Below are 26862 nucleotides of genomic sequence, written 5' to 3' on the forward strand. Positions count from 1 at the left end.
TACATGCGAATGAGTAGAGATCTTTCTGTCATTACATGAATTTTTTTCTAACTCAGCACCTTTAACTTAAAATAATAAATGATTGTGTAGCGTCTTATTAACCGATAAAGATAGTGTGTGTTAGCCTTGACTAAATATTTACTATGTCTCACCCTATTCAAACGGGTCTCCCTCACTGCTCTTGTTGAGGTGAATACACTGTAAAAACGCATCCTGAAAGTACGCTAATTTAATTAAAATAGTTAAAAGAGCACGGAGAAGTTTCAATGCCCTTTTTCATGTCTATCCATATATACTTCTGATGAAGGCCCACGAGGTACTGAGTATCTCTATCCTATCGCCCCATTATACATTCCGCTTTTTTCTATTTCTGAAGAGCCCTATTTAAAAACGCTGAAAATTGTTCTCTCGTTACGTCACTATCTGGTTTGAATGTATTGTCCCCATATCCGAATGCAATTTCTGCGGCAACAACTCGTTTAATCGAATCATACGCCTTCATGGACGAAGAAACATCTGAAAATGTAATTGCGCCTGTTTCCTTCAAGTCAAATGCATTTGTTAAAAGAATCGCCATTTGTCCGCGTGTGACAGGATCGTTTTCATAAAAGTGCCCATCTGTAAATCCGGACATCATGCCATTCTCTTTCACCGCTTCGATATAATCTCCACCGCTTACCGGCAAATGAAACGCACGCGCCATCATAATCGCCGCCTGTCCGCGGGTTACGATCTGCCGGGGACCAAATGACCCGTCCGGGAAGCCGGAAATGATTCCCCGTTTACTTAGCGCCGTAATGTCCGTGTAAAAACGATTTTGCATGCTCACATCTGAAAACGATATAGCCGGCGCACCCGTTTTTTCGAGATAAGCAGACGCGATATAGCCAGCTTGTCCATCTGACGTCCTCACCGGATACCAAACATATTGATTGGTGCCTTGGCCGTATAAAAACGGACCAGTCACCGTCAGAACTGTCTGTTTCGGTAGCTGTTTCAAAATCGTGGAGCCTGGTTGGATACGTAGATTAACTGCATCCGTTGTCACAGCATAGTCCCCCGCTTTCAGCCCATAAATCGAATCATGTGTATCCTTTGATATTACATACTCTTTTTTCAAAAACGTAATGTTTTGATTGGAACTTGGATCATATGCAAAATCATCTTTATGGAACGGAAATGCCGCAAGTTCTCTATCCCCTGCAAAGCTGTCCTGCTCAATAATTGCAAACACCCGCTCTTGATATGCATTTGTATTCACAAGGCCTGTCCCTTTTACAATCGGGCTGTTCACAGGCTTAATGCCATTGTACGCCATCACTGGAAAATACCAGTTTTCAATCACATGACGTCCCGCATCTTTAATCTTCGGGAGATCCGACGATGTGCGGTCATACATACTATCGAGAATTTGAATGCCTGCTTCGATATTGTAAACAAGATCCGTTTTCAGCTTTTCTTGATCATAGTTTGATTGATTCGTAATCTGCATTAAACCAATCCCGCCGTCAGATGACGTTACGGCATTTCCATTTGCATCAAACTGCTTCCAGCCGCCGTTTTCCTTCGTTGCCACTGCTTTGAAAACTTCTGGTGGAATATCTGCTTCAAGTGCCGCATTCGTCAAAAGACAGTTCACATGCTGAAAAGACGGATTCACGCCTGTTTTCACATTCCCAAACGCCTCACATGCAGACATACCGGATGACTCTGCCAACGCTTCACCATTATTATTCATAAGACTGGCTACAAGAATCGCTAGGAGGCCGATCTTTCCAAAAGATGCTTTCACTCTATCATGCTCCTGTCTCTCTTTATTTATCTTCCATTTTACCATAACGTTTATTTTGGTTCTATTTTCCTGCAGACTAAAATAGTCCTCTTCTTTTACTTCTTGTATACTATCAGGACTCATATTGGTATTCCAATAGTCATTACCTTAAATGTAATCGCTATGTTTAAAAATATGAGAAGATGCTTCTTTCTATTTTAGGCCTCATCATGCTTGGTTTTATAAGTCTTCTTTTCTATATAGCGGGTCATAAATCCTCCAGCTTCACATATTTCACATCACAAACAATTTAAGAAAAAACCTCTGAATCGTATGAAAATATCGTACAATTCAGAGGTTTTTTTGAAAATCATTATCCAATTTAACATACTAGCATTGATTGCACCTGCAATGAGCATAGCAATCCTGACATCAACTAACTCGAAACGAAAGATCTTTTTTCGTTCAACATCGTTTTGGCCAACAATTCTATTCTGTGTTAAAGCAGAAAGTAAATAAATAGCATGCGGCATGACGCTCTCTACAAGCATCCCATCCGATAATAAAAAACTTAAAAAATCACTCTCTCAAAAAGACATGATTTAATTTAAAATTATGTATAGACTATAGTTGTATAAAATTGTGTTATAGACCAATAAGCCCTCCAAGATTTCGTGAAAATCCTGGAGGTGTTAACGCAACACTGTTGAATTGAATTGCATTTTTTCATGATATGAAGCAGGATCGTTATTTCTCACCAAATTTAATAAACGTCATTTCATCTTCAATTAATCCGCAAGCAGCACATTGGATTCTCTGCTTTGGACCGTTGTAAACAGTATGAAAAGGGCCTGCTTCATCGGGACCTTCAAATCGTTCAATGACTTCACCTGTTTGAGAATCTAATTTGACCGCATGGGCAACCTGTTCAATTATGTTGAATCTAGACCGATTCGTTTTGCAGTTTGGGCAGCAATATCGAGTACTCATAAAAAACCCCCTATAGTAGATGTTGTCCATTATGATCTCCAGAAGCCGCTATTATTATTAAAAAAGCACTGGAGACAATTAAGCCCCTGCGCTTTTTAAACGATTCATTATAATACGTTTTTCAAATCCTCTTCTATTTTCCCCGGAACCGTCGCCGGTGCATACCGCTCGACAACCTGTCCATTTTTATCGACTAAAAACTTCGTGAAATTCCATTTGATTTTTTTCGATAAAATCCCTTTCTTCTCTGTCGTCAGATGTTTAAATAGCGGGTCTGCATTGTCACCGTTCACATTAATTTTCGCAAACATCGGGAACGAGACACCATAGTTTCGCTGGCAAAACTCGGTCGTTTCGCTAATGTCATCAAACTCTTGATTATTAAACTGATCACATGGAAAACCGAGCACAACCAGTCCTTCATCTTTATATTTTTCATAAAGGGATTGCAGTCCGCCGAACTGAGGCGTGAATCCGCATTTGCTCGCGGTATTGACAATCAGTAATGGCTTTCCTTCATACTCTTTTAACGATGTTATTTCACCATTCGGCTTCTTTACTTCAAAATCATATACACTTGTCATATTTAGCTATCTCCTCTTTTCCCAATTTATATCGCGTTCATTTTCATCGTACACGATACAAGTAACAGATGCACTTTGTTTGCATACAAAAAAACCACTCTTAAAAAAGTGGCTTCTTTGCATATAAAGGGGATGTTTTAGTTAGCGCTTTTTTCTTTTCCAAAAAGGAATCCGGCCATTCCGTCATTCCGTACGCCTTACATACTGAACGAATGCCGCCTTCAATGCCTTTTCCAGAAGTCTCAAATATCCAGCCATCTTCCGTTCGGCACACTTCACCAATGACAACAGCTGTTTCATTCGAAAAATCTTTTTCAAGCTCATAACAGACGATTTCTTCTTTCGTTTCGCCACTGACAATACGGACATAAGCATCATTCACCTTACCAAATGTTTGATCGCGCTCATCCCCCTCATGAATGACAATTGCCACCACTATTTTGTAAATCGAAGCAGGTACATACGATAATTGAAGGAATAATTGTTCATCATCGCCTGTTCCGGCACCATTTTGATTATCATTTGACAAAACAACCGCTCCATCAAACGCTGTCAACTGATTATAAAATACAATTGAATGAATGCTGTCTGCTTCATCCACTAATAAGGCTAATGCGTCCAAATCAAAATGAGATGCTGAATCGTCACTGATCGACCAACCAAGACCGAGCTGAATAGATGTCACCATAGAAGACGGCTTCGTTAACTCTATTTTTTGTCCGTTAACCAGTTTAACCAACGAGATTCCTCCTGCCTACAATATCTTTTTCTTACTCTCATTTGACTTCTCCCACCCCTAAAGGGACAAGCCCTTCATCTTGAGGTGAAACGAGTGGGATTCTTTACAAGAAGTTTGGTTATTTAACCCTTATCCTTGATGGGCGAGCCAAGCTCCCTCTAACTTGTAGGATTTTGCAATCCAGCAAGTTACTTTTACACAAAATGTTTAAAGCACCATTAATATCAGCATTTAGTTCATATCCATTTTCTCGTTCAGAAAAGCTATAATTATTAAATCGTACCACACCGTCCCACCTCTCTTCAATTTTGAATCTTTTGCCCTCCGGCTTCTTTCTCCTTTGTTCATCTAAAAGACAAAAGAAAAAAGCACCCCCAAATGGATGCCTAATCGTTAACAAGCCTATTCCGTTAACTTAAAATCTCCCGCTTCATTAACATCTACATTCAGTCTATTTAATATTGTTCCACTAACGTTCTCGTATCGTTTTTTAATTGGATCAACATTTGTTCAGCAATCGCATCGTATCCGCGTGCGTTCGGATGGACTCCATCATAAGAAAGATACTGCCGCTGCTCACTATTGATCACATCCGTCGTTTCAATCACTACTGCATAGTCCACTTCATCTGCTAGTTGATAAAGCTTCAAGTTCCATTTAGGGAGTATTTTATCTGCTAAAGAATAAAATTCGTTTTCTTGATCCAATGGGTTATATAGCTCCAACAAAAGAACAGTCGCATTAGGATTAAGCTTGTTAATTCGATTCATCGTACTCGATAGGTTATGAACAAAGTCGGTTTGGATTCGATCAAATGAGCGGATTGCTTCATAAAAGCCTTCCTCAAAACCGAGGCGCAGTATATCATTCCCCCCAATATTAATGGTGACAATATCTGCATTCTTAATCTTCTCGTCAAATTCTCCTTGCTGGACTAAGTTGTTTAATTCTTCGCTTGTGATTTCATTAATACCTTCATTTTGATAAATAACTTGTTTTTGAATGTCCTTTTCCAAGTTCAATGAAAATGCTTTGACTAAATTCTTGTTCGAACTAGCCCCGAAACCTTTTATAATTGAATCACCTAACGCTAGATGATGAAGAATTGGTTTATCGACAGAACGGTAATATTCCGTATACGAAATGTGATGTTCACTCGCCATTGTATGTGAAACAGCGGCCGTTTCTTTTTTCACCTTATCGATTTGATACTGCGGATAATAAAGCCAAATCGATACACCTAACACGCCTACTCCTATGAGACTGAGTACATATCCAATGACTTTCATTTTTTCGTCTTACTTCCTCCTTTTATATGCAAACACATTCAATTATCGTCCAATTCATAACATTTTATACGCCATACATCGTCATATCAATCATAAAAAAAGATAGTACTCATAAACTAAAAAGTCAATTAATGAATCCGCCAATAAAGCGTAATGGAGTGATAGGAATATCCGTGAAAAAACATGGGCAATGCAACCTTTTTATGTCATCTTTTTTCTCGTTTATCTGATTTATGTAGCTGGCATCAGTTTGTACCTATTTAGTCTTACGCCCGGTGATATCCCACAAGATTATAAAGGAACGACAGCAGACCCTGCTGCCTTTTTAACCTTGGCTCAAATCGAAGAGTCCCACCAGCTTGATTTGATCGGTTATTTTACTTTTTTTCTAAAAACACCACTTGATTTTTTCCTTTTCATTGCCGTTCTTTCCTGTTCCAAACGGGTATGTGTCCATGCCAAAAAAATCGCCAAACGCTCCTTCTGGCAATTTTCTTTTTACTATGCCGTCCTTTCACTCATACTCGCAGCCATTTACCTTCCTCTTGATCTGTTCTTTTTTTATCTCGGCCATCATTATGATTTGACGAGTCAAAGCCTGTACTCTTGGGCAAAAGATTTTCTCCTTGATCTCGGCATAGACTTTCTCATCATAATGCCTCTCTTATTCGGTGCTTTCTGGCTCATCGGAAAACAGCCGAAAAAATGGTGGCTTAGTTTGTGGAGCTTTTGCCTGCCTTTTACCGTTCTCATGATGTTTCTTGTCCCACAGTTTATTAGTCCACTCTTTAATGAATATAAACCGCTTGAAGACAAAATTGTTCGTGCTGAGATTGAACAACTCGCCTCAAAAGCCGGGATTCCGGATGCGAAAATTTTAGAGATGAATATGTCTAAACAAACGAATCAGATGAACGCATATGTCACAGGTATCGGTTCCAACATGCAAATTGTTATTGGGGACACTACGCTTGAAAAATTGACGATCGATGAAATTCGTTTTGTGACAGCGCATGAAATCGGCCACTATACGTTAAAGCATATGTACCACAACCTATTTTTAAGTGTGTTCATGACCTTTTACATCGCATTCGGCACGTACTATGTGTACCACTTCCTTTTAAGAAATGTTGGTTCACGGATTGGTATTCAAAAAGCCGATGATTTTGCGGCTCTTCCCCTTCTTTTGTTAGCCGTATCGATCGTCAGTTTCCCCCTGTCTCCTTTGGAAAATGCCTATTCAAGATACATGGAAATACAGGCGGATGAGTATGCATTGAACTTGACAAAGGACAAAGAAGCCGCTATTTCAAGTTTTCAGAAGCTCACAATAGATTCCAAAACAACCGGATATGATCCTGATGTGATTCATTTGTTCCAAGGATCTCATCCCCGTCTCATTGAACGGATCGATTATGTCGAACATTACACGATTCCAAAAGAATAATGAATAATCTGAAGCCCAGTCTTTCAATAGACGGGCTTGTCCATTACATATTATCTCCAATGGTAATAAATTAAAAATTTTGCAATCAACGAAGCCGTGTGTCATAATAACCCTTGCACAAGACAATATTCCAAAAAATTCCTATATTTTAAAATCAATCATCAAAAACAATGCGAGCAGTTTTGGTGTTTATGCTGAAGTCATGATAGATGGAAAGATACAAAATTAAATAGAAGGAAAAACACACAGCCCACAAGAGCATTTCTTTTTCAGGCTGTGTGTTTTTATGAATGTTCATGAAGTATCAGGACAGAATAGTGTAAACAATGTATTTTATAAAATCGATTGTACTTTTCATTTTACAAACAGGGAGTTGAAACAGTTGAAAAAATTTTTAGACCCTCCCAAAGTTCTCGTACTGGGCTTTTTGACGATCTCTTTAATGGGAACATTTCTATTATCCCTGCCTTATGCGACAGTCGATGGAAATGGGCTGTCTTTTTTAAATGCTTTATTTACGTCTACATCTGCTGCTTGTGTCAATGGTCTCGTCGTTGTGGATACAGGCACTACCTTTACCTTATTTGGACAGCTCGTCATTTTGTCACTCATTCAACTAGGAGGACTTGGCTTTATGACGTTTGCTACCTTTTTTGCAGTTTTGTTAGGAAAACGAATTTCTTTAAAAGAACGGTTGCTACTTCGCGAATCAATAAACAGCTCGTCCATTTCAGGCGTTGTGAAGTTAACGAAAAGAATTATCCTTTTTACCGTTACGATTGAAATCTTTGGAGCGATCCTTTTAGCGTCTCGTTTTACTGCTGAAATGCCCATTGGAAAAGCAGTCTATTACGGGGTTTTCCATGCGATTTCAAATTTTAATAATGCCGGTTTTGACTTAACGGGGGGATTTAAAAGTCTAGCCCTTTATGCAGAAGATCCGATTGTCAGTTTAACCGTTTGTGCACTTATTACAGTGGGCGGTATTGGGTTTATTGTTTTGAATGAGGTGTTCGAATACAGAGAAACTCGCCGTCTCTCTTTACATACGAAGATAGTACTCGCTACGAGTTTCGTCTTAACGTTTGGCGGCACAATTTTCATTTTGCTATTAGAGTTTGGAAACCCTAAAACATTGCAGCCCTTATCTTATTCTGGAAAAGTGTTAGCCTCCCTTTTTCAATCTGTTACGCCACGATCAGCCGGTTCCAGTACATTGAACCTTTCCGATTTATCACAGTCTACTTTATTCCTGCTTATTTTTCTTATGTTCATCGGAGCTTCTCCTGGTTCAGCTGGGGGCGGAATTAAAACAACGACTTTTGCAACTTTATTAGGGGCTGTTTGGTCACAGATAAAAGGGAAAGAAGATGTTGTATTCTTTCGCCAATGTATTCCTTTTGGCACCATCTATAAAGCTCTTACCATCACAATCAGTGGGATATTTCTCGCTATTATCCTTACGATGCTGCTAACGATTACAGAAAGTGGAAAAGACTTTCTAATGATTTTATTTGAAGCGGTTTCTGCCTCTTCTAACGTCGGTTTATCCATGGGACTGACCCCTGAATTATCACCCATTGGCCGTATACTCATTATTTTCGCTATGTTTGCAGGAAGGGTTGGACCTTTAACGATTGCCTATGCCGTTGCGACAAGAGAAAAACCGAATGCGTTCCGTTATCCGAAAGGAAAAATAATGATTGGCTAGTCAACTACGCACCACTTAACGCTCTTTCAAGCTGTTTGAAGTGGGGGCTTATGACTCCCCTTTTGGACCCCTATCTTAAAATGAAGTTATATTTTGAAGCGGAAGAGGAATGCGTGAAAATGATGAATTTATAAGGAGTGTAGCGACAAGATGCAAAAAGAACAATTTGCGGTCATTGGGATGGGCCGATTCGGAACAAGTATTGCAAAAAAACTGCATGAAGCCGGCCAGGAAGTGATGGGTATTGATATAAACGCGGACGAAGTCGAAGATGCTGAATTATTTATTACGCACGGAGCTGTAGCCGATACGACTGAAAAAGCAACATTAAAATCCATCGGTATTAGCAATTTTGATTGTGTCATCGTCGCCATTGGAAGTAATATGCAGGCAAGTATTTTGACCGTATTGCTCTTAAATGAGTTGGGGATTAAAAAAATCATCGCCAAAGCACTGAACGAATTACACGGGCAAGTGTTAGAAAAAGTCGGAGCTGATTGGATCGTCTATCCGGATAAAGATATGGGCGAACGCGTTGCCCATCAGCTGTTATCACCTAATGTCTTAAACTTTATCGAACTGTCAAATGAGTACAGCATAGAAGAAATAAAAATCCCGTCAAGCATGGGGGGGAAAAGCTTACAGGATCTTAGTATAAGAGCAACGTATCATTTAAATGTAATTGCCGTCATGAGCCATGATGAAGTGACCATCTCCCCTACACCTGACCACATCATGAACGACGGTGATATTTTAATCGTGATCGGTAAAAAATCAGATCTATCGGCATTTTCCAATATAGAATAGACCCGTTGCTCTGCTTATTATGGATTGTACAGGCTATTCATTTTACCATACATGAAAACACCATTCCAAAAATCGAATGGTGTCAGTAGAAGAACGTTCTATTACATAGGATCTTTTAATCTTTCCGGAAGCCTCATTTTCATATTAGGTAAATCCAGTTTGACCGTATTCAACTCTTCACCAAAGATCGCCACATGCTGGCGGTCTGGTGCAAATTCTCTGCCATTCCATTTAAGTACATTCTCCATATAGCCAAGTCCATCGGCATTATATCGGCCAGCGATGTTTTGAAATGTGTTCAGTTCATACGTGCCATCCCTGTCAAAATCAACGGGATACAGTCCCGACAAAGGAGATACCCAGCCTTCGATTGGCTCTTTCAGTGTCCCATCCGCGTTATAAATCTCCGCTAAATAATCAGCACCTTTATACATGAGATCAATTGTATACTTCTTCTTGTTGAAGCTCGTCACAGTGGCCTTATAATGATCTTGATATGCCACATTATACGTATATTTTTCATTAAATGATTCAGAATCAAAGATTTGACGAATTTCCCCGTTTATAAACGAAAACACATAGGCATAAATCGTTCCGCCGCTTCCGCCTGTATTGATAATAATGAGAATATCCTCCACTTTGTCCCCTGTAAATTCACCAAGAAAAATAGTCGGATTATAGCCAGCATTTTCTTTCAGTTCAATCTTTTCATACTGATTGCTTCTTCCATCTCGTACGACAAGAGTGATATTTTGCCAAAATGGACTGTCCGGCGTTTGATCGGCTGTCAGATAGACCGTATCAATGGTTCCATCCCCGGTCACGTCTCCCCGCTTCACTTGAACGACCTTATTATTTTCCGCCTGCAGCTGACGCTTCATCTCAAGCAGCTTTTCTTTAGAAGGGTAAGGAGTCGATGAGGACAGCGCTTTATGAATAGTCGTTAAAGCTTGATCGAACAATTTTGCTTTCATTTGCGCATCAGCTAAATAGTACCAATAAACAGGAGAATCCATCTCTTGAAGTAAGGCTTTATAGTAATTCGCTACTTTCTTGAAGTAATAAGGGTATACATCCGTTGCTTTAACGAGGCCGTTTGTGCACCAACGATAGATATCTATTTGATAGGCATTTCCTGTGTCATGATCCCAGAGGGCAATCTCATACGTGCCAGGACACTCATTCATATTTTCTACTGCCATTTTGCTGTAAACCTTTTTATTCGGCGTCAAATGCTGAAAGCCTTCTGGGGTCCACTGCAGTAAATCAAGCTCTGACCAAATGCCTGAAATTTTCCAGCCGATGAGCAATGTGTTAATCGTACAGTCTACAACAGGAGCAGCCAATAAATCCGTTATACTGTACCCGCTCCCTTTCATGTGAGCCACTTGGTACCACGTATGATCGTATTCTTTCAATATGATGATGTAATTTTCACCATGATCTTTATAAGCCCCTACCAGTTCTAGGCAATGATCCCCATCTAAGTCAGCTAGCAAGAGCGCAGGACGTTTTTCTGGCTGCTGTAGCTCCAGAATTTCAGCTCCTCTAGGTAAAAATGCCTTTAAAAGAAGTACATAGTCCGTCAACATTTTCTCCATATCGCACACCTCGCCTGCATATATTCTCCATAACTAATATATGCAGAGTGCACCTATTTGGATAGTGTGATGAAATAAGATGAAACTTCATTCATTGGGATATTCTTCATACTCACTGAATAAAAGAGAACTCAGGTATAGAATGCCTCGTCCTACGACAATACCTGAGATAAAGTGAAACTTCATTCAGTGGGGGTTTTCTTCATCCCCCACTGAATAAAAAGGAACTCAGGTAAAGAGCGCCGCGTCCTGCGGCAATACCTGAGTGACCGGCTTCGGCCGGCCCGAACTAATCGGGCTTTTACGGGTAGTGGATCCCCCGCTTATCCTTCTTTTCTTTTCGATGTCTTGAAGCGGGGGTCTTACTGCCCGTTAATGCGGGATAAAGTGAACCTTTATTCTTTTACCCATTCACGCAATTTGGTTTTAGAGAAATACACTTGTCCATTTAATTTAAAGTGAGGAATATCAGGGTGTTCGTGAATTAACATTCTCGCTTCTTCTTTCGTTATGCCCAAAAAATGATGCACGCTGCTCTCCGTCAACAATTCACGTTGATCATTTTTTTTAAAATAATCAAAGAAGCTTTTTTCCGTTGGATTTTGGTAATTTCGTAATCCATCACAGATAAAATACCCAGCTATTGCAAGTCCAACACCTATGAACAAATCCATCTGCTCCCCTCCTTTTTTTCATCATGCTTGTCCATCATATATATGTACCCCGTGACTCCAAATTCCTCTAATATCCGGTAAAAGCAAAAAACTCTGTCCATTAAGACAGAACCAATTGCTTATTCAAAACTGTTGTAAATATAGAAAAGCCGCTCGCAGTAAACACAAGCAGCTTTTCTTATTTACTTAAACCATCCTTTTTCTTTCGATTGCGAGATGGCTTCGATTCTATTTTTCACTTCGAGCTTATCAAAGATAGTCGAAATATAGTTTCGTACCGTACCATTTTTAATATGAAGTTCCTCAGCAATTTGTTTTGTGTTTTTCCCATCAGCTACAAGCTCTAGTACATCCTTTTCCCTTTCCGTCAGCGGGTTTTCTTCACTATAAAAATCGTCCATCAATTCAGGCGCATATACGCGTCTTCCAGCCATAATGCTACGAATAGAGCTGGCGAGTTCTTCACTCGGGCTGTCTTTTAACAAATAGCCGCCCACTTTCGCTTTGATCGCACGCTGGAAATAGCCTGTACGGGCAAATGTTGTTAAAATGATCACTTTGCAGCCGCAGTCTTTTAACTCCTCTGCAGCTTCTAATCCTGTCTTCAATGGCATTTCAATATCCATAATACACACATCCGGTTGTAACGTCTGAACGAGTGCTACCGCTTCTTCCCCATTTGCTGCTTGACCGACTACTTCCATATCGTCTTCTAAACTGAGCAGCGATCCTAATGCCCCGAGCAGCATCCGCTGATCTTCGGCAATGACAATTCTTATCATTCATATTCCTCCTCATCACGCTGTTTCACGTCATTTGGCACATTCATAATAATCATCGTTCCACTATCTGATCGAATATCTAGACTGCCATTTACAAATTCCAGCCGCTCTCTCATTCCAAGAAGGCCGCTTCCTTTTCCAATATCTTGCCGGGCCATGCCAATACCATCATCTTTTATTGTTAATCGCAGCCCGGTTTTCGTCTGTTTGATGCTAATATGACAAGAAAAAGCCTGGCTATGCTTGACAATATTGGTCACGGCTTCTTTCATGCACATACTAATAATATTTTCAACAAAAAGCGATACGTTGTTCAATTTAAATTCTTTTTCACCCGTATATTCGATTTGTGCTGCTTTTAACAGTTGTTGAACGAGTATAATTTCGTCGTTGATCCGAATACCCCGCATGGATGAAACTAAATTCCGCACTTCATTTAATGCCGTTCTGGCGGTTTGCTGCACATCGATTAATTCCTCTTTTGCCTTTTCCGGATCTTTATAAATAAGCTTTCTCGCAAGGTCACTTTTCAAGCCGATGAGAGACAGTCTTTGTCCAAGCGTGTCGTGAAGATCACGGGCAATGCGCTGCCGCTCTTCTTGTTTGACCAATTCAGAAATTCGATTGTTCGCCATTTGCAGTTCCGCTTCAAGCTTGTCCTGTTTTTTTCGATTATATAGATTAAATGGCAGTAATATGACACTAATAAAGACAATTACGATGAGCGGCAGCTGCTGAATAAAGAATGGATCTTTCAGAACAAAATTGTAATTGATCGAAAAAGATGTGCCAACTAAATGAATGACATAAGCTGTAATAAAAGCCGCTCTCTTTTTTATATGGCCGTTATAGTACGCAATATAAAAGGCAAAATAGATAAACTGAAAGAGGATCGTCATGATGATGGATATACCTACTAAAATACAGATCCATACATAAACAGGCCAATTTTTAGATAGAAACGCGAACCGAAAGCTCACATAAAAGAGAACCGTCAGTGTGATCCCAAAGATAATTTCCTTCGTCGAGGAAGATTGGAATATAAAATAAAAAGGCAAAAAACTTAAAATACTCCATATATATGGAGACATACCCGAACTTTTTTGAAAGACTGTCGTTCGTTTTTTCATCCGTATTCCTCATCTTTCTGGTACTTGCTTCTTATTTTAGCACATATCTACCACTTTTTTGTAAAAAAAAACATGTTCCCGTTAATACGGAAACATGGCCTTGCATGTGCGTTTGTACGATTTAGTCACTAATGACGGTATTCTTTGACAATTTAACAGATTGATTTGCATCTTTAAATGTAACAAATTTATTCTTTTGCTCATCCCACAAACGGAATTTTACAGACTGAATACTCGTCCAGAGGGTGATGGTCGGTACATTTTGCAACGGATCCGCGTTGTTGTGTGCCGCTTCTAATTGATAATTCGGTACACGCGGGCTTAAATGATGTACGTGGTGAAAGCCGATATTTCCTGTAATCCACTGCAACGGTTTTGGAAGCTTGTAGAAAGAGCTTCCTTCCACGGCTGCTTGAACAAAATTCCAATTTTCATCTTCTTCAAAATAAGAATCTTCGAACGTGTGCTGTACATAAAAGAGCCAAACACCCATCGAACCAGCAATCCAGAACATTGGACCATGTACAAGCAAGAATGACTGCCAGCCAATTGTCCAGCAAAGCAATGCCGCACTTCCCAAAATCAACATGTTCGTAAGATACGTATTCATACGCTCTTTCTTTTTTGCTCCTTTTACGTTAAAACGATTCGTAATAAGAAATACCCAAATAGGTCCAATGACAAACATAACGATTGGATTCCGATAGAGGCGGTACGCAATACGTGTTTTTAATGGGGCAGTTACATATTCTTCAACCGTCATCATCCACATGTCACCGGTTCCCCGTTTATCCAAATTACTGCTTGTTGCGTGATGGATATTATGGCTGTGTGCCCATTGATCATAAGGGAAAAGCGTTAAAACACCCGTAAGCGTTCCGACAATGCGATTCAATTTTCTATTTTTAAAGAACGAGTGATGGCAGCAGTCATGAAAAATAATGAATATCCGCGTAATAAATCCTGCGCCAATAACCGATAACCCTAACGTAAGGTAGTAGGAAATGGACAAGCTTTGATACGCTAAGTACCAGATAACGACAAATGGTACAATCGTGTTAATGAGCTGCCATACACTTGCTTTCGTATTTGATTTTTCGTATGGAGCAACTTGTTTTCGTAAAACTATTGCTTTTTCTTTGCTCATATTGTTGTGTTCCCTCCGCTAATTGATGATATGCCTTATTATAACGGAGGAATTTTCACTTGTGCAGTAGCACCCGTCATGCTTTAAATATGACAAGTGTCATGGATAAATGATGTACTATACAATTCGATTTTATTCATTAAAAATCAGACCACGTTCGATTTGAACACTTATCTAAATCTCATTCCATACTCCGCTTGAAATGTTTCACCTACCTCAAGCTTATTAATACCGAATTTGTCCTTTAATTCCCCCGATGTCTCGTTTGTATCGGCAACACCGTACCACGGCTCAATACAAATAAACGGAGCAATTGTGCCGTCTGCCTCATTGTAGTTAGACCAAATCCCCACGAATGGAAATCCTTTTAGCGTGACGTCGATTCCATTGCTTGTCGTTGTCGATTCAAGCGTGACATAATCAATGTTACTGTAAATAGATGCATCATTTGCAAATAGGGACGGGGTTAATGAAAATGATTGAACGCCGTCAGCTGAGCCTTTTTCTTTAATAAGTGAATCTGTTAGTTCATATTCCATTGCTTTCTTATTTTCAGCAGGAATCACTTTTACTTTGTAATCCTCGACTGTTTCATTTTCCAATAGTGGGATTCGAAACGCCGGATGCGCACCGATCGAGAAATACATCGTTTCTTTGTTTTCATTCATTATTTCCCAGCGGACGATAAGGGATGCCTCACTTAGTATATAGTGAATGATTGCCTTGAATTCGTACGGGTATATATCAGTGAATAGACCATCCGATTCAAATTGAAAAGAAGCGCTGCTCGCTGTTTGCTCGGCAATCTCAAAGTTGACATCACGCAGAAAACCATGTTGGGACATCGAATAGGGCTCCCCGTTCACTACGTACTGATCTCCTTTTAAACGTCCTACAATAGGAAACAAGACAGGAGATACACGTCCCCAATATGCACTGTCACCTGTCCACATATAATCTAACTCGTTTTTTTTATGGTACACCTCTCGTACTTCGGCTCCTTCTGTTCGAATGCTTACTTTTAACCAATCATTTTCAATCGTAATCATTGTTTCGTACTCCTCATCTTTATAAAATTTCTCCTTCTTATTATGACGGATATAGGAGGAAAAACAATCCTCTTATCCTTTAAAAAACACAAAAAAATTCAACATTATTTCTGCTGAATCCCCCTTACCCATTTTCCAATTCTTTCAAATTGATCACCTGAAAGGATGGATTTTCACACTTCTTGATTCCCGCTGCTTTTACATTTAACATAGTACGGAGTCCAGCGATGACTGTTTTTAGATCTGTTACAGAAGTGCTTTTATTCTCTGTAATGATATCTTCTACAAGTCGTTCGAGCCCTTCTATTTCCCCTAATTGACTTTTTAGCTTCATAATTTCTTGATGACTAATGTTATATTTCAGCCGGTGAGCATATTTATTTCGCAGTTCATTAAATTCAAGAAGCATTTCGCATTGGTTTTGCTCAATCAAGTTAAAGGCAAACGCTATTTCCGTTTTAGTCCGAAATCGTTCTTTATACAGTTCTAATATATTTGGATTTGGGATAAAACCTTCGAGCAATTTGTTTAATTCATGTTCAATATAAAGATGGCCTCTTAAAATTAAATACAATTTGTCATTTTGATCATCCAAGTCGTCTATAAAGGACTCTCTATCTGATTTTGATTTCATGTGCTCACTCCTTATCTTTTACCTTTAATTGGAATATCGAAAAAGACGAGCAATTTAAACTCGTCTTCTTTTCATAGTAAGCATTTACTCAAAGTCGTCAGGGTTTTTATCTTCTTTTCCGGATTTTTTTTGATCTCGAGCTCGTTGTGGCTCAATATCTTGTCCCTTTTCTTTTTTTTCCTTTTGCTCGATTGAGTCACTATATTTTATTTTTTTTTCTTCTGGCATGATACTTCCCTCCATCCACAAAAGTTAGCATATATTCATGTTTATCCCGTTTTATTAAATATAAACACGGCGTCTTGCCGTCGTTATTTCCTTTGTTTACATACAAACAGACCTGGAACTCCAGGTCTGTTTTCGCATCGTTCATTATGCCTTGCTTACATTTGTTGCTTGGGGGCCGCGTTGACCATCTTCAACTTCAAAAGTCACTGTCTGGCCTTCGTCTAATGATTTGTATCCTTCACCTTCAATAGCAGAGAAATGGACAAATACATCCTCTCCCCCTTCACGTTCGATAAACCCAAATCCTTTTTCACTGTTAAACCATTTCACTTTACCGCTTTCCATTTTGTTCCTCCTAGCATAAAAAATACTTCATAAGTCGCAATTTCAGATTGCTTATCTATTATCTCTGTTTAACTGTTCTTTTATACATATTCAAACAAGTTCTTCGATTTCAATGAAAATAGGGGAAATATTTTCCAAATTTTAGATTATTTCCATGTATTTGTTCCTTTGACAACAAACACACGTTTCTATATAATGAATATAGAACAAATTTTCGCCATTGATATATGAGCCTTTCCTGGAATGTGTTTCGCATTATAATGAAACAATAATGGAGAGCGTTTTTCTTTCAAGAGGCGCTTATTTTTGGGAAGGATGATAATAATGAGTGCTGATAGACAAGCAGCATTAGATGCTGCATTAAAGCAAATTGAAAAGCAGTTTGGCCACGGGGCGATTATGAAGTTAGGTGAACAGGCCGACAAACGTGTGAGTGCCGTTTCCAGTGGATCTATTCAAGTCGATAAGGCTTTGGGGATTGGCGGATATCCGAAAGGTCGTATTATTGAAATATACGGTCCGGAATCATCTGGTAAAACGACGGTCTCTCTTCATGCGATTGCAGAAGTGCAGGCACAAGGCGGGACAGCAGCCTTTATAGATGCGGAACACGCACTTGACCCTGTTTATGCGGAAAAGATCGGTGTAGACATTGACGAACTCCTTCTCTCTCAGCCAGATACTGGCGAACAGGCGCTTGAAATTGCAGAAGCACTTGTGCGAAGTGGAGCGGTTAATATTTTAGTTATCGATTCAGTCGCTGCTCTCGTTCCAAGAGCAGAAATCGAAGGTGAAATGGGCGCTTCGCATGTCGGCTTACAAGCTCGACTCATGTCACAGGCGATGCGCAAATTAAATGGCGCGATTAGTGAGACGGGTACGATTGCCATCTTTATTAACCAAATAAGAGAAAAAGTAGGGGTCATGTTCGGAAATCCAGAAGTAACACCTGGAGGACGCGCACTCAAATTTTATGCATCCGTCCGGGTCGAGGTTAGACGTTCTGAACAAATTAAGTCTGCAACAGAAATTCTCGGAAACAAAACGAAAATCAAAATCGTCAAAAATAAAGTGTCACCGCCTTTCCGTACAGCAGAAGTAGACATTATGTATGGAGAAGGGATTTCAAAACAAGGGGAAATCATCGACTTAGGTGCTGAAACAGAGATCATTGAAAAATCAGGTGCATGGTATTCATACAATGGAGAACGTCTTGGACAAGGACGGGAAAACGCAAAAATCTTTTTAAAAGAGAACAAAGCCATTTCCGATGAAATCGAAATGAAGATTCGAACTCATTTAGGCATTAGTTAAGGAAAATAACTCCGGTCTCAAATCCGGAGTTATTTTCGCTTTTATCATTCTTTTTCATACAGGACGAACGAATCAACCTTTATTTTTTCAATAACGAAAAACTTCTCACCATCGATCCAACAAACATCACACATGCCCCGCTAATGAGCAGCGTGAAAAACGTTGGTTTATTTATCATGTCAAGCGGATAGAGAATGCCGCTTAAAATCGCAATGAATCCGATGACGGTTAATCCCCAGGCTAGTTTTTGCATACATCAAACACCTTCTAACTATCTCTTTTCCTCCATTATACAACAAAAAACCGTTGTCTCGTCTGTCTCTATTACACTGAATTCCAAGAAGGATCGTCCAATCAACACAGCTAACCTCTATTCCATCCGTTTATTGACTGTTTTCTTCCTCTACATTTACTAGTTTTTTGAATTCACCAAAAAAAGCAGTACACTTACGCTATCGAGTTCCTGCTAATGGAGGACTGTTTGATGATTCGTTTTGTCGCATTAGATTTTGAAACGGCGAATGCAAGCCAGAGTCTTGCTAAAATCAGGCAGATGTGCAAGAACCATCAACGTTTCGGGATATATATGAGGATATATTCGCCTTTATTGGCCATGATCCAATCGTTGCCCACTTCGCCCAATTTGATATGAATGTACTGCGCGGTATGGCCAAAAAATATGCGTTGACGCTGCCGGACAATCCACACTTCTGCTCTTGCATGCTCATTTATATCACGCAAAAAGGACATGATCTTCGCTTAACCCGTCATCATTTGAGCCCTGATTATTCATTAAGCTTAAATACGTCATGATCCTTTGCTCTCGCGTTTCATCGTAAAAAGGCTGATTTCTGTACCAATGATCATAGTCCAGATCATTTTTGCTGGAATTGCATGTGCTACAAGCGGGGATAATATTTTCCTTGCCAAAGCTGCCGCCTTTTGAAAATGGAACAACGTGTTCAAACGTTAATTTTTCTTTCTTTCCGCAATAGGCACATTCATTGTTAAAATGACAGACGGCGTTTTCCCATTCAGCATCCGTCAAAGAAAAATCTCCCCGATGTCGATGCCTTTTTTCTTGTGCCGCTATTGGGCCATTTTTCACTTTCTTTTGTCTCGCTGCAGCGTGCTCGTATAACTCATCAACGTCTAACAATTCGTCGAGATCTATAAGCTCTATTGCAGAATGCATCGTCAAAATGGAATACGCCACTCGTTCTCTTTTGTCATCATCATTCGCTTCCAAATACAGAACAACGAACACTTCAACCATTTCTTCAATTGTTGCAATCGAATTTTTTTCATCTAAAGTGGCGTAATAATGATCAATAAACACCTTTTGCTTTTCTGTTAAGTTCATTTCACCTGACCTGCCTTTAGATTATTTTTACGAACTTTAGCTGTACTTATTCTTTTCTTTTTATCTTTTCCTATTTTCATTCGGTATATGACCACTCATTATGCCTTCTTTAAATAAAAAAGTACCCGTTAGGATACTTTTAGTTTAAACAATTATAAAGACCTCAATTTGCGGGATCCTTTTTTAACTCTGCTGTAACGGAAGACTGACAACAAAAGTAGTTCCTTCGTTTGAAGTGGAAACTAATTCAATTTTCCCTTCATGGTTTTGAACAATCCTTTGCACAAGTGTCAAACCTAAACCGGTTCCTGTTCCTTTAGACGTAAAAAATGGCTGATATAAAGATTGTTGCATATCTAGAGGGATTCCCGTGCCCGTATCTTTAACATAAATTTGATAATAACCATCTTCCTTAGTTGAATATATATATATCGTCCCTCGCTCATTTATCGCTTCCTTACTATTCCGAATTAAATTATAAAACACTTGTTTCATTTGATTTATATCAACAAATACAGGTAATCGCTCTACATTAATGATAAATTCAATCTGTTTCGCTTCTAATGAAGAGTGAGTAATTAATGGCAAAATGTCATTAATTATATCTTCTATGTAGATTTCTTTTAAAATAGGGGCTCCTGGTTTAGATAGAAGAAGCATATCCTCAACGATAATGTTAATTCGGTCAATTTCTTTCATAACTAACGGCAAATAGAATCGTTCTTTATCCATATCGGAGATCGCATCATTCATCAATGATAGAAAACCTTTAATGACCGATAATGGATTTCGAATTTCATGGGCTGCCCCTGCAGCTAATTCGCCAACAAGAGCTAACTTCTCAGATTGATGAATTCTATTTTCTAATTCTTCCGTTTTCGTTATATCGACGAAATAAAAGATTCTTCCGATGACTTCTTTATGTTGATTAATTAACTCTGATTGCGAAACTAACATTTGATAACTTCTCCCATTGATTTTCAACGGAATCTTTATATTTTGACAAATTTGTTTTGTGAGCAAAATGTCCCAAAATAATTTATTCTGGAAATAATCTCCATCTCGCAACAGTGTTTTTATCTTTTCAGCATCTACACCTAACAGATTTTCAGCTGACTTGTTGAGTGAAAAGAAAGATATTTCATCATCGCTTGTAATAATGCCAACGGGTAATGATTTCAAAATTTCATCTAGATAGATCTTATCCGTTAAAATCGTGTGAAAAGATTCTTTTAATCGGAGTGACATTTGATTAATCGAATCCGTTAAGTGCTGTAATTCAATTTGATTTGTTTCATTAATGGTTAAACCATATTGGCCATTAGCTATATCATTGACGCTATGAATCATTTTCTCCATCGGTTTTGTTAAGCTTCTGCTAATTTTATAGGATGCATAGATCGATAATGTGACCACCCCGCATGTCATTAATATTAATAATAGTAATGATTCTGCAATGATCGTTGTAAAATCATTCGTATGATCATTTAAAGACATGAAGGTTTCTTCCTTTAAACTTTCCAATTCCCGCTTCAGTTCTTCCATTCTCGGTAAATATTGATCTTTAATGTATTCTTTAGCAGCCTCTTCATCTCCGTACATAATAAGGCCCCGTACATTGTTGACAATAATAAAATCCAATAAATTCATTTCTCGTTCAAAGCTTTCCATCGACTTAGGTATCACTACTTGCTTTTGTTTTTCATATTGAAATTTTTCTAATTCTTGCGATGTATACGTTTCAATAAAGCGACTGCTCCCATTATCGGAAAGATAGCTTTCAACTATATATTGTTTAATACTTAACTCTTCTTCCCAATAAGAAACCCATACTATCTCTGGAATGTTATGGTCTTTCACTTTTTTACTCACTAGATTGATTTCTTCGATCGATTGAACAAAGATGAGTGAAAAGCCGCTTAGCAATATGGTATTTAAAAGAAGGGCTGTTAAGATTTTATTGCGAAACGACATTTTTAAAAAGCTCTTATTCATCACACTTTTCCCTATCTCCCCCTGTTTAATAGATCAACCTGCCCCGTCTTCTCCGTTCAATTTATCAATCTCTGAACGGATATATTGTTTCTCTTCTTCTGTATACATCGGCCCTAATGGGGCCAGATTGTAAACCCCATCTTTTTCATTCAATACGACTTTCCCTTGAGAGATTCCGCCCTCACTATAGAAGTCTTTCATCACGGCAATATATGCCTGTGGCACATCATTTACGACACTCGTTAATACGTGTTCTTCACCCATGTAGGATTGATCGTCCAAATAGCCGATCACAAAAATGTTTTTCTTTTTTGCATAATCAATCACATCCCGATTGTAGCCATTCCCTTTCGTAAAGATCACATCGACACCTTGATCAATCATTTCTTTCATCAATTCCACCGCTTTTTCTCCGTCATCCCTGCTATTCACAACGCTATAGTACAATACAGCTTCCGGTTTATACTGTTTCAACCCTTGTTCAAACCCTGGAAGCCTCTTTCTCGCTTCATATGCATCTATTAAACCAATCTTATTACTTTTTGTTTTCATACCAGCTGCCAAAGCCGCTGTATATTCAATCTTATTTTGATCAAAGGTGTAAACGGTTTGATTAGGATGTTGTGCAGTCCCATGAATGGTGACAAAATGAATGTCAGGATAAGATGTGGATATTTTTGTGAAATAATTCGAAAATTCGCGACCATGACCAATGATCACCTTAGAGTCCTCTGCAACAGCTTTCGTTATCGTGTTTTTCATCTGTTCCTCTGTTTTGATCTCACTAAATAACTCAGCGGATATGGGAAATTGCTCCTCGATTTTCATCTTTCCTTTATAAGCAAGGCTGCCCCAGCTTTGATCTTCAATGACATCAGAGGTAATAATCGTTATCTTTGTTTTTTCTATTTGATTATTTGTTGTAGTATTGTCTAAAATCATCTCTGTTTTAAACAATATAATAGATAAAAACGTCAAAATAACGATTATGGTTGTCCATAACAGTAGTTTACTCTGATTCGATTGCGGCATCAAATTCCTCCTATATAGACAGACATGTCAATTACATCTTAAAAAAGTATACATATCGACTAGGATTTTACAAATATCTGCTACTAATACGCATCTTATCGAAACCTACAATATCATACATACGTTCTATAAATAAATGATTACTTTCATTAACGTACTGTATATTTAATTATAAGTATTATACTCTCTGCAATGGATTTAAAAAAGAGAAGATCATAAACTGTTTATTCAAACAGTCCACTATCTATAGTCCTTTGAACGCTAATGGAGAGTTTTATCCTGTATTAACGGGCAGGAAGACCTCACTTCAAGACATTGGAAAAAAGAATGAAGTTTCACTTTATGGGTAGCCTATTTTTGTAGCTTTTTTCATTTTTTCTATGGAGTACTTAATCCAAATGCATGGTAAAGGACTGAAGATGATGTTAACAGAAGATCAGCTAGCCCATTTTCGTACAGAGTTAATGAACAGGAAGACTGAATTAGCCTCTCATTTTGAGGATAATGATCATTTCGATTTAAAGAGAAGCCTATCTGATTCGATAAGTGAACTATCCGTATACGATAACCATCCGGCGGATGTAGGTTCTGAGTTATTTGAAAGAGGAAAAGATGTAGCGCTCAATGAACACGCTGAACTGGAACTGCAAAGTATCAATCATGCATTAGAAGCGATGAAAGATGGAACGTACGGCATATGTGAAACGTGCAAGGAAGAAATACCTGTTGAACGTTTAGAAGCCTTGCCAACAGCCCTGTACTGCATTGATCATTCTCCGGACCAAAAAATTTCCCGCGATCGGCCTATTGAAGAAAGCGTATTAACTTCGTTTGGAAAGTTTGATATAGATACAAAAGATGAAAATGTCGCCTACGATGCGGAAGATTCGTGGCAAGATGTGGCACAATATGGAACGTCTGAATCACCATCTGATTTTGCAAATCCACCGGAAGATTATGACGACATGTATGTAGATGCGGAGGAAAACGTCGGATACGTAGAAGATTACGAAAATTTTGTCGGGGTGGATATCACCGGAAAAAATATTACGGTCTATCCGAATAAACAACATGATCATTATGAAGATGGATTAGATGAAGAAGGTATAATGACCGAATTTGGTGACTTACCTGCATCAGAGCAGGATCCCTATACAAAGAAAAAATGATAGAGTCAGGCAGCTTGAGTTCATATAGCAGTATACTCAAGCTGTCCCTTCTCTTTTGTAAACGTTAGTAATAATAAGTGTTATTTTTATTTTCCGGAATTTGCGATATCAGACATGTTCTTTCCAGCCAGACGTTCAGCTCTTCTCACATCCATTCTTCGCTGTTGCAAACACTTCGCAATTTGAACGTGTAGTCCTCTGCTCGGTTGCTTCATTCCGCTTATCCCTCCTTTCATCCTTTCCTGTTTTTATTATTTCCACATCCGGCGTTGCTACTCTGCCGCAGCCCAATCCCAATAGATCGGATTAAAGGTGCCATACGCCTGAAATTGCCCATCTTTGTGAAACTCCATAAATCCATACCTTTCTAACCAGCGATAGGCATTTTTTCTTTTCTCATCATCAAAAACGACAAACAAATATTCGTTTCGTTTTAAGCGGTATCTGAACTGAAGGATAATATCGATTGCTTTTTTCAAACCTTCCAGCCCGCATTCTCCAGTTGACATGTCTTTTTTCCCTTTCAGACTATGATTTTTCCAATTGTTCGCCTTTTTTCGAGTGTCGGTAATGATTATACCGACATTCCAGACATATACGATTCGTTTTGAAATACTCTGTTTTTCGCGCCAAAAGTATATGTGAAGTGCTTGGCCATTGCTTAATGGTTGGCAATATCGAACTTCACTTTTTCTATTCTTCACTAGGTCACGCAGTACAATCACCTCTTCGTTATCTACATTTTTAAACCAAAGAAAAAAGCACCCAAAAGAAGAGTACTTTTCATCTTTATACCGGCTTTTACAATCATTATTTCTATTTTGTTTCAGACTTGTTTTTCTCTAATAATTCCATCCCCGGTAAAGTGAGAGAAGTGTCTTCATCGCTAAAGTAACCCATTATTTCTTTTCCTGTTTCCGTTCTTTGCACATTAATACCTATTGCCAAGTTATTTAAATCGATATACTGAATAGCTTCCCCGAACTTCTCTAGTCCAACGCCATAATTGTTCGAGTCTGGCCTCCTTCCACTCTTAATGTTTTCATGAATGTTTAAGGCTAATTTTTCTACTTGCATCACCTTAACCTCCTTTTAGCTTTTACTAATTGTGATAACCTACTCTACCCTTTTTTATGCCCTCATATGCAAATAAGATCTTCATGTAGAGGATACAAAAGCATTGTCTCCATTCAGCTTTTCACAAAAACAGGCAAAGGCTTGAAACAAATAGATGAAAGTAAAACCAATGGAATACTTCATCTGAAGACAGGGAACATTACAAAGAGGATGCAAGGATTTCCTTGTTCCAAAATATTATTGATATACTACTATAAGGAGGGTGAACGGTGACAAAAGATCAATCCAATCGTGACAATCCAAAAACGAATGCTGATAATGATGACACGTTAACAAACAGACAAGGGCATCCAGTTACAAATAATCAAAACATAAGAACAGTCGGTAATCGTGGCCCTGCAGCGTTAGAAAACTATGATTTCATTGAAAAAATTAGCCACTTTGATCGGGAGCGAATTCCTGAACGTGTTGTTCATGCACGCGGCGCTGGTGCACACGGTTATTTCGAAGCCTATGGAACAGCTGGAGACGAGCCGGTTTCTAAATATACACGCGCGAAATTATTTCAAGAAAAAGGGGAAAAAACTCCTGTTTTCGTTCGTTTTTCATCGGTTATTCACGGCGGTCATTCGCCGGAAACACTTCGTGACCCGCGCGGATTTGCTGTTAAATTTTATACAGAAGACGGGAACTGGGATTTAGTTGGAAACAATTTAAAGATTTTCTTTATCCGTGATGCGATGAAATTCCCTGATATGATTCATGCCTTTAAACCGGATCCCATTACAAATCTTCAAGATGCAGAACGATTTTTCGACTTTTGCGCAAGTTCCCCTGAATCCTTCCATATGGTGACGTTTGTTTATTCACCGTGGGGTATTCCGGCGAACTATCGCATGATGCAAGGCTCTGGTGTGAATACGTATAGATGGATAAACAGCGAAGGCGAAGCCGTACTTGTTAAATATCACTGGGAACCGAAGCAAGGTATTAAAAACTTGACGCAAAAAGAAGCGAGCGAAATTCAAGCGACTAATTTTAATCATGCGACTCAAGATTTGTATGATGCCATTAAGCGCAGCGATTATCCAGAATGGGAACTGCTCGTCCAAATCATGAGCGATGATGAGCATCCAGAACTGGATTTTGACCCGCTTGATGATACGAAACTGTGGCCAGAAGATCAGTTCCCCTGGCTTCCGGTCGGCAAAATGACTTTAAATAAAAACCCGGAAGATTACTTTACCGAAGTGGAACAAGCAGCATTCGGGACAGGCGTCCTTGTTGACGGTCTTGATTTCTCAGATGACAAAATGCTTCAAGGCCGGACGTTTTCGTATTCAGATACACAGCGTCACCGTGTAGGAGCAAATTATTTACAACTGCCAATTAATTCGCCGAAAAAACGGGTGGCGACGAATCAAAGCGGCGGACAAATGCAATATAAAGTAGACCGTGTTCCTGGTCAAAACCCCCATATTAACTATGAGCCATCCATTTTGGGCGGACTAAAAGAAGCAAAACAATCAGGAAAAGAACATACACCACACGTTAAAGGCAAGTTAGTTCGTGAGTCCATTGATCGGCAAAGTAATACGAAACAAGCAGGCGAAACATACCGTAATTTTGAAGACTGGGAAAAAGATGAATTAATTTTAAACCTTGTCGGGGACCTTTCTAGATGCGATCAACGTATTCAAGATAAAATGATCGCTCTTGCAGAAGAAGCAGATAAAGAATATGGCCGCCGCTTAAGAGAGGGCTTGACAAATGCGCCAAAAGGCGGATCAAGCCAAAAACCGCTTGGCAACAAAGACGGCGACCAAGCACCGGAAAAAGCGATCAAAAAAGGACACGACGCTGAACCATACTGATCGATCATTCTTTCTTCATATTATACTAGTCAAAATAACCGGCAGCGTAAATTCCGTGCCGGTTATTTTATTATTTGCTACTTTGCTAATTAATATTGAACAGAGGATAA

General features: G+C 38.9%; 27 protein-coding genes and 1 pseudogene. 6 read left to right on the forward strand and 22 right to left on the reverse strand.

Features of this window, described 5'->3' with window-relative positions; all coding sequences use genetic code 11:
* Positions 1–364: 364 nt before the first annotated feature.
* The 6 genes and pseudogenes from BLL40_RS07135 to BLL40_RS07165 form a co-directional block, all read right to left on the reverse strand.
* Positions 365–1792: an S-layer homology domain-containing protein gene (locus BLL40_RS07135; RefSeq protein WP_073711212.1), complete on the reverse strand. Its 1428-nt coding sequence runs from the start codon at positions 1790–1792 to the stop codon at positions 365–367.
* A gap of 362 nt (positions 1793–2154) precedes the next feature.
* Positions 2155–2343: pseudogene (locus BLL40_RS07140) on the reverse strand (divalent metal cation transporter); the annotation flags it as partial.
* Between the two features lie 175 nt (positions 2344–2518).
* Entirely contained in the window at positions 2519–2761 is a 243-nt protein-coding gene (locus tag BLL40_RS07145) for a DNA alkylation repair protein (RefSeq protein ID WP_073711213.1), read from the reverse strand.
* A gap of 107 nt (positions 2762–2868) precedes the next feature.
* Positions 2869–3345, reverse strand: a complete 477-nt coding sequence (locus tag BLL40_RS07150) for a glutathione peroxidase (protein WP_073711214.1) — start codon at positions 3343–3345, stop codon at positions 2869–2871.
* Positions 3346–3445: 100 nt separating this feature from the next.
* On the reverse strand, positions 3446–4084 hold the full coding sequence (locus BLL40_RS07155; protein ID WP_073711215.1) for a TerD family protein: 639 nt from the start codon (positions 4082–4084) through the stop codon (positions 3446–3448).
* A gap of 455 nt (positions 4085–4539) precedes the next feature.
* A complete protein-coding gene (locus BLL40_RS07165) occupies positions 4540–5373 on the reverse strand; it encodes a GDSL-type esterase/lipase family protein (RefSeq protein ID WP_073711217.1) in 834 nt (277 codons plus the stop codon).
* 190 nt (positions 5374–5563) lie between these two features.
* Between BLL40_RS07165 and BLL40_RS07170 the strand changes: the two genes are divergently transcribed.
* The 3 genes from BLL40_RS07170 to BLL40_RS07180 all read left to right on the forward strand — a co-directional run bounded on the left by BLL40_RS07170 (position 5564) and on the right by BLL40_RS07180 (position 9338).
* Positions 5564–6820, forward strand: a complete 1257-nt coding sequence (locus tag BLL40_RS07170; RefSeq protein ID WP_073711218.1) for a M48 family metallopeptidase — start codon at positions 5564–5566, stop codon at positions 6818–6820.
* 442 nt (positions 6821–7262) lie between these two features.
* Positions 7263–8531 (forward strand): TrkH family potassium uptake protein, encoded by a 1269-nt coding sequence (locus BLL40_RS07175; protein WP_425429403.1) that lies wholly within the window; start codon positions 7263–7265, stop codon positions 8529–8531.
* 150 nt (positions 8532–8681) lie between these two features.
* Positions 8682–9338: a potassium channel family protein gene (locus BLL40_RS07180; RefSeq protein WP_073711219.1), complete on the forward strand. Its 657-nt coding sequence runs from the start codon at positions 8682–8684 to the stop codon at positions 9336–9338.
* Positions 9339–9439: 101 nt separating this feature from the next.
* On the opposite strand, the gene BLL40_RS16785 is transcribed toward BLL40_RS07180, so the two are convergent.
* The 9 genes from BLL40_RS16785 to BLL40_RS07220 form a co-directional block, all read right to left on the reverse strand.
* Complete coding sequence (locus BLL40_RS16785; RefSeq protein WP_245797914.1) at positions 9440–10219, reverse strand: hypothetical protein; 780 nt, start codon at positions 10217–10219, stop codon at positions 9440–9442.
* A 1115-nt stretch (positions 10220–11334) separates the two neighbouring features.
* The gene (locus BLL40_RS07190) at positions 11335–11613 is read right to left on the reverse strand and encodes a MerR family transcriptional regulator (protein ID WP_073711221.1); all 279 of its coding nucleotides are present in this window, start codon (positions 11611–11613) and stop codon (positions 11335–11337) included.
* A 182-nt stretch (positions 11614–11795) separates the two neighbouring features.
* Positions 11796–12395, reverse strand: a complete 600-nt coding sequence (locus tag BLL40_RS07195; RefSeq protein ID WP_073711222.1) for a response regulator transcription factor — start codon at positions 12393–12395, stop codon at positions 11796–11798.
* Positions 12392–13525, reverse strand: coding sequence for a sensor histidine kinase (locus tag BLL40_RS07200; protein ID WP_073711223.1), 1134 nt, complete (start codon positions 13523–13525; stop codon positions 12392–12394). The genes BLL40_RS07195 and BLL40_RS07200 overlap by 4 nt, the downstream gene beginning before the upstream one ends.
* A 121-nt stretch (positions 13526–13646) precedes the next feature.
* Positions 13647–14672: a Delta(5) desaturase DesA gene (desA, locus tag BLL40_RS07205; protein WP_073711224.1), complete on the reverse strand. Its 1026-nt coding sequence runs from the start codon at positions 14670–14672 to the stop codon at positions 13647–13649.
* Between the two features lie 170 nt (positions 14673–14842).
* Positions 14843–15721: an aldose 1-epimerase family protein gene (locus BLL40_RS07210; protein ID WP_073711225.1), complete on the reverse strand. Its 879-nt coding sequence runs from the start codon at positions 15719–15721 to the stop codon at positions 14843–14845.
* Between the two features lie 124 nt (positions 15722–15845).
* A complete protein-coding gene (locus tag BLL40_RS07215) occupies positions 15846–16355 on the reverse strand; it encodes a hypothetical protein (protein ID WP_073711226.1) in 510 nt (169 codons plus the stop codon).
* A gap of 84 nt (positions 16356–16439) precedes the next feature.
* Entirely contained in the window at positions 16440–16583 is a 144-nt protein-coding gene (locus BLL40_RS17115; RefSeq protein WP_143180095.1) for a 3-methyladenine DNA glycosylase, read from the reverse strand.
* Between the two features lie 144 nt (positions 16584–16727).
* Positions 16728–16928, reverse strand: a complete 201-nt coding sequence (locus BLL40_RS07220; protein WP_073711227.1) for a cold-shock protein — start codon at positions 16926–16928, stop codon at positions 16728–16730.
* Positions 16929–17252: 324 nt separating this feature from the next.
* Between BLL40_RS07220 and recA the strand changes: the two genes are divergently transcribed.
* Positions 17253–18242, forward strand: a complete 990-nt coding sequence (gene recA / locus BLL40_RS07225; protein WP_073711228.1) for a recombinase RecA — start codon at positions 17253–17255, stop codon at positions 18240–18242.
* A gap of 79 nt (positions 18243–18321) precedes the next feature.
* On the opposite strand, the gene BLL40_RS17525 is transcribed toward recA, so the two are convergent.
* From BLL40_RS17525 to BLL40_RS07240, 4 genes are all read right to left on the reverse strand, one after another.
* Positions 18322–18495, reverse strand: coding sequence for a hypothetical protein (locus tag BLL40_RS17525; protein ID WP_173799905.1), 174 nt, complete (start codon positions 18493–18495; stop codon positions 18322–18324).
* 480 nt (positions 18496–18975) lie between these two features.
* A complete protein-coding gene (locus BLL40_RS07230) occupies positions 18976–19605 on the reverse strand; it encodes an HNH endonuclease (RefSeq protein WP_073711229.1) in 630 nt (209 codons plus the stop codon).
* Between the two features lie 183 nt (positions 19606–19788).
* Entirely contained in the window at positions 19789–21600 is a 1812-nt protein-coding gene (locus tag BLL40_RS07235) for a sensor histidine kinase (RefSeq protein ID WP_073711230.1), read from the reverse strand.
* A gap of 33 nt (positions 21601–21633) precedes the next feature.
* Complete coding sequence (locus BLL40_RS07240) at positions 21634–22632, reverse strand: BMP family ABC transporter substrate-binding protein (RefSeq protein WP_073711231.1); 999 nt, start codon at positions 22630–22632, stop codon at positions 21634–21636.
* A 422-nt stretch (positions 22633–23054) separates the two neighbouring features.
* Here BLL40_RS07240 and BLL40_RS07245 point away from each other — a divergent pair, with 422 nt between their 5' ends.
* Positions 23055–23801 (forward strand): TraR/DksA C4-type zinc finger protein, encoded by a 747-nt coding sequence (locus BLL40_RS07245; protein WP_073711270.1) that lies wholly within the window; start codon positions 23055–23057, stop codon positions 23799–23801.
* An 86-nt stretch (positions 23802–23887) separates the two neighbouring features.
* Here BLL40_RS07245 and BLL40_RS18000 read toward each other — a convergent pair whose 3' ends face one another.
* From BLL40_RS18000 to BLL40_RS07255, 3 genes are all read right to left on the reverse strand, one after another.
* Positions 23888–24016 carry a hypothetical protein gene (locus BLL40_RS18000; RefSeq protein ID WP_281247244.1) on the reverse strand — a complete coding sequence of 43 codons (129 nt, stop codon included), beginning with the start codon at positions 24014–24016 and terminating at the stop codon, positions 23888–23890.
* A gap of 57 nt (positions 24017–24073) precedes the next feature.
* A complete protein-coding gene (locus tag BLL40_RS17120; protein ID WP_143180096.1) occupies positions 24074–24310 on the reverse strand; it encodes a hypothetical protein in 237 nt (78 codons plus the stop codon).
* 307 nt (positions 24311–24617) lie between these two features.
* Positions 24618–24878 (reverse strand): hypothetical protein, encoded by a 261-nt coding sequence (locus BLL40_RS07255; RefSeq protein ID WP_073711233.1) that lies wholly within the window; start codon positions 24876–24878, stop codon positions 24618–24620.
* A 269-nt stretch (positions 24879–25147) separates the two neighbouring features.
* Here BLL40_RS07255 and BLL40_RS07260 point away from each other — a divergent pair, with 269 nt between their 5' ends.
* A complete protein-coding gene (locus BLL40_RS07260; RefSeq protein WP_073711234.1) occupies positions 25148–26752 on the forward strand; it encodes a catalase in 1605 nt (534 codons plus the stop codon).
* Positions 26753–26862: the final 110 nt, after the last annotated feature.

This window comes from Domibacillus mangrovi, from assembly GCF_001906925.1.
GTDB lineage: Bacteria > Bacillota > Bacilli > Bacillales > Domibacillaceae > Domibacillus > Domibacillus mangrovi.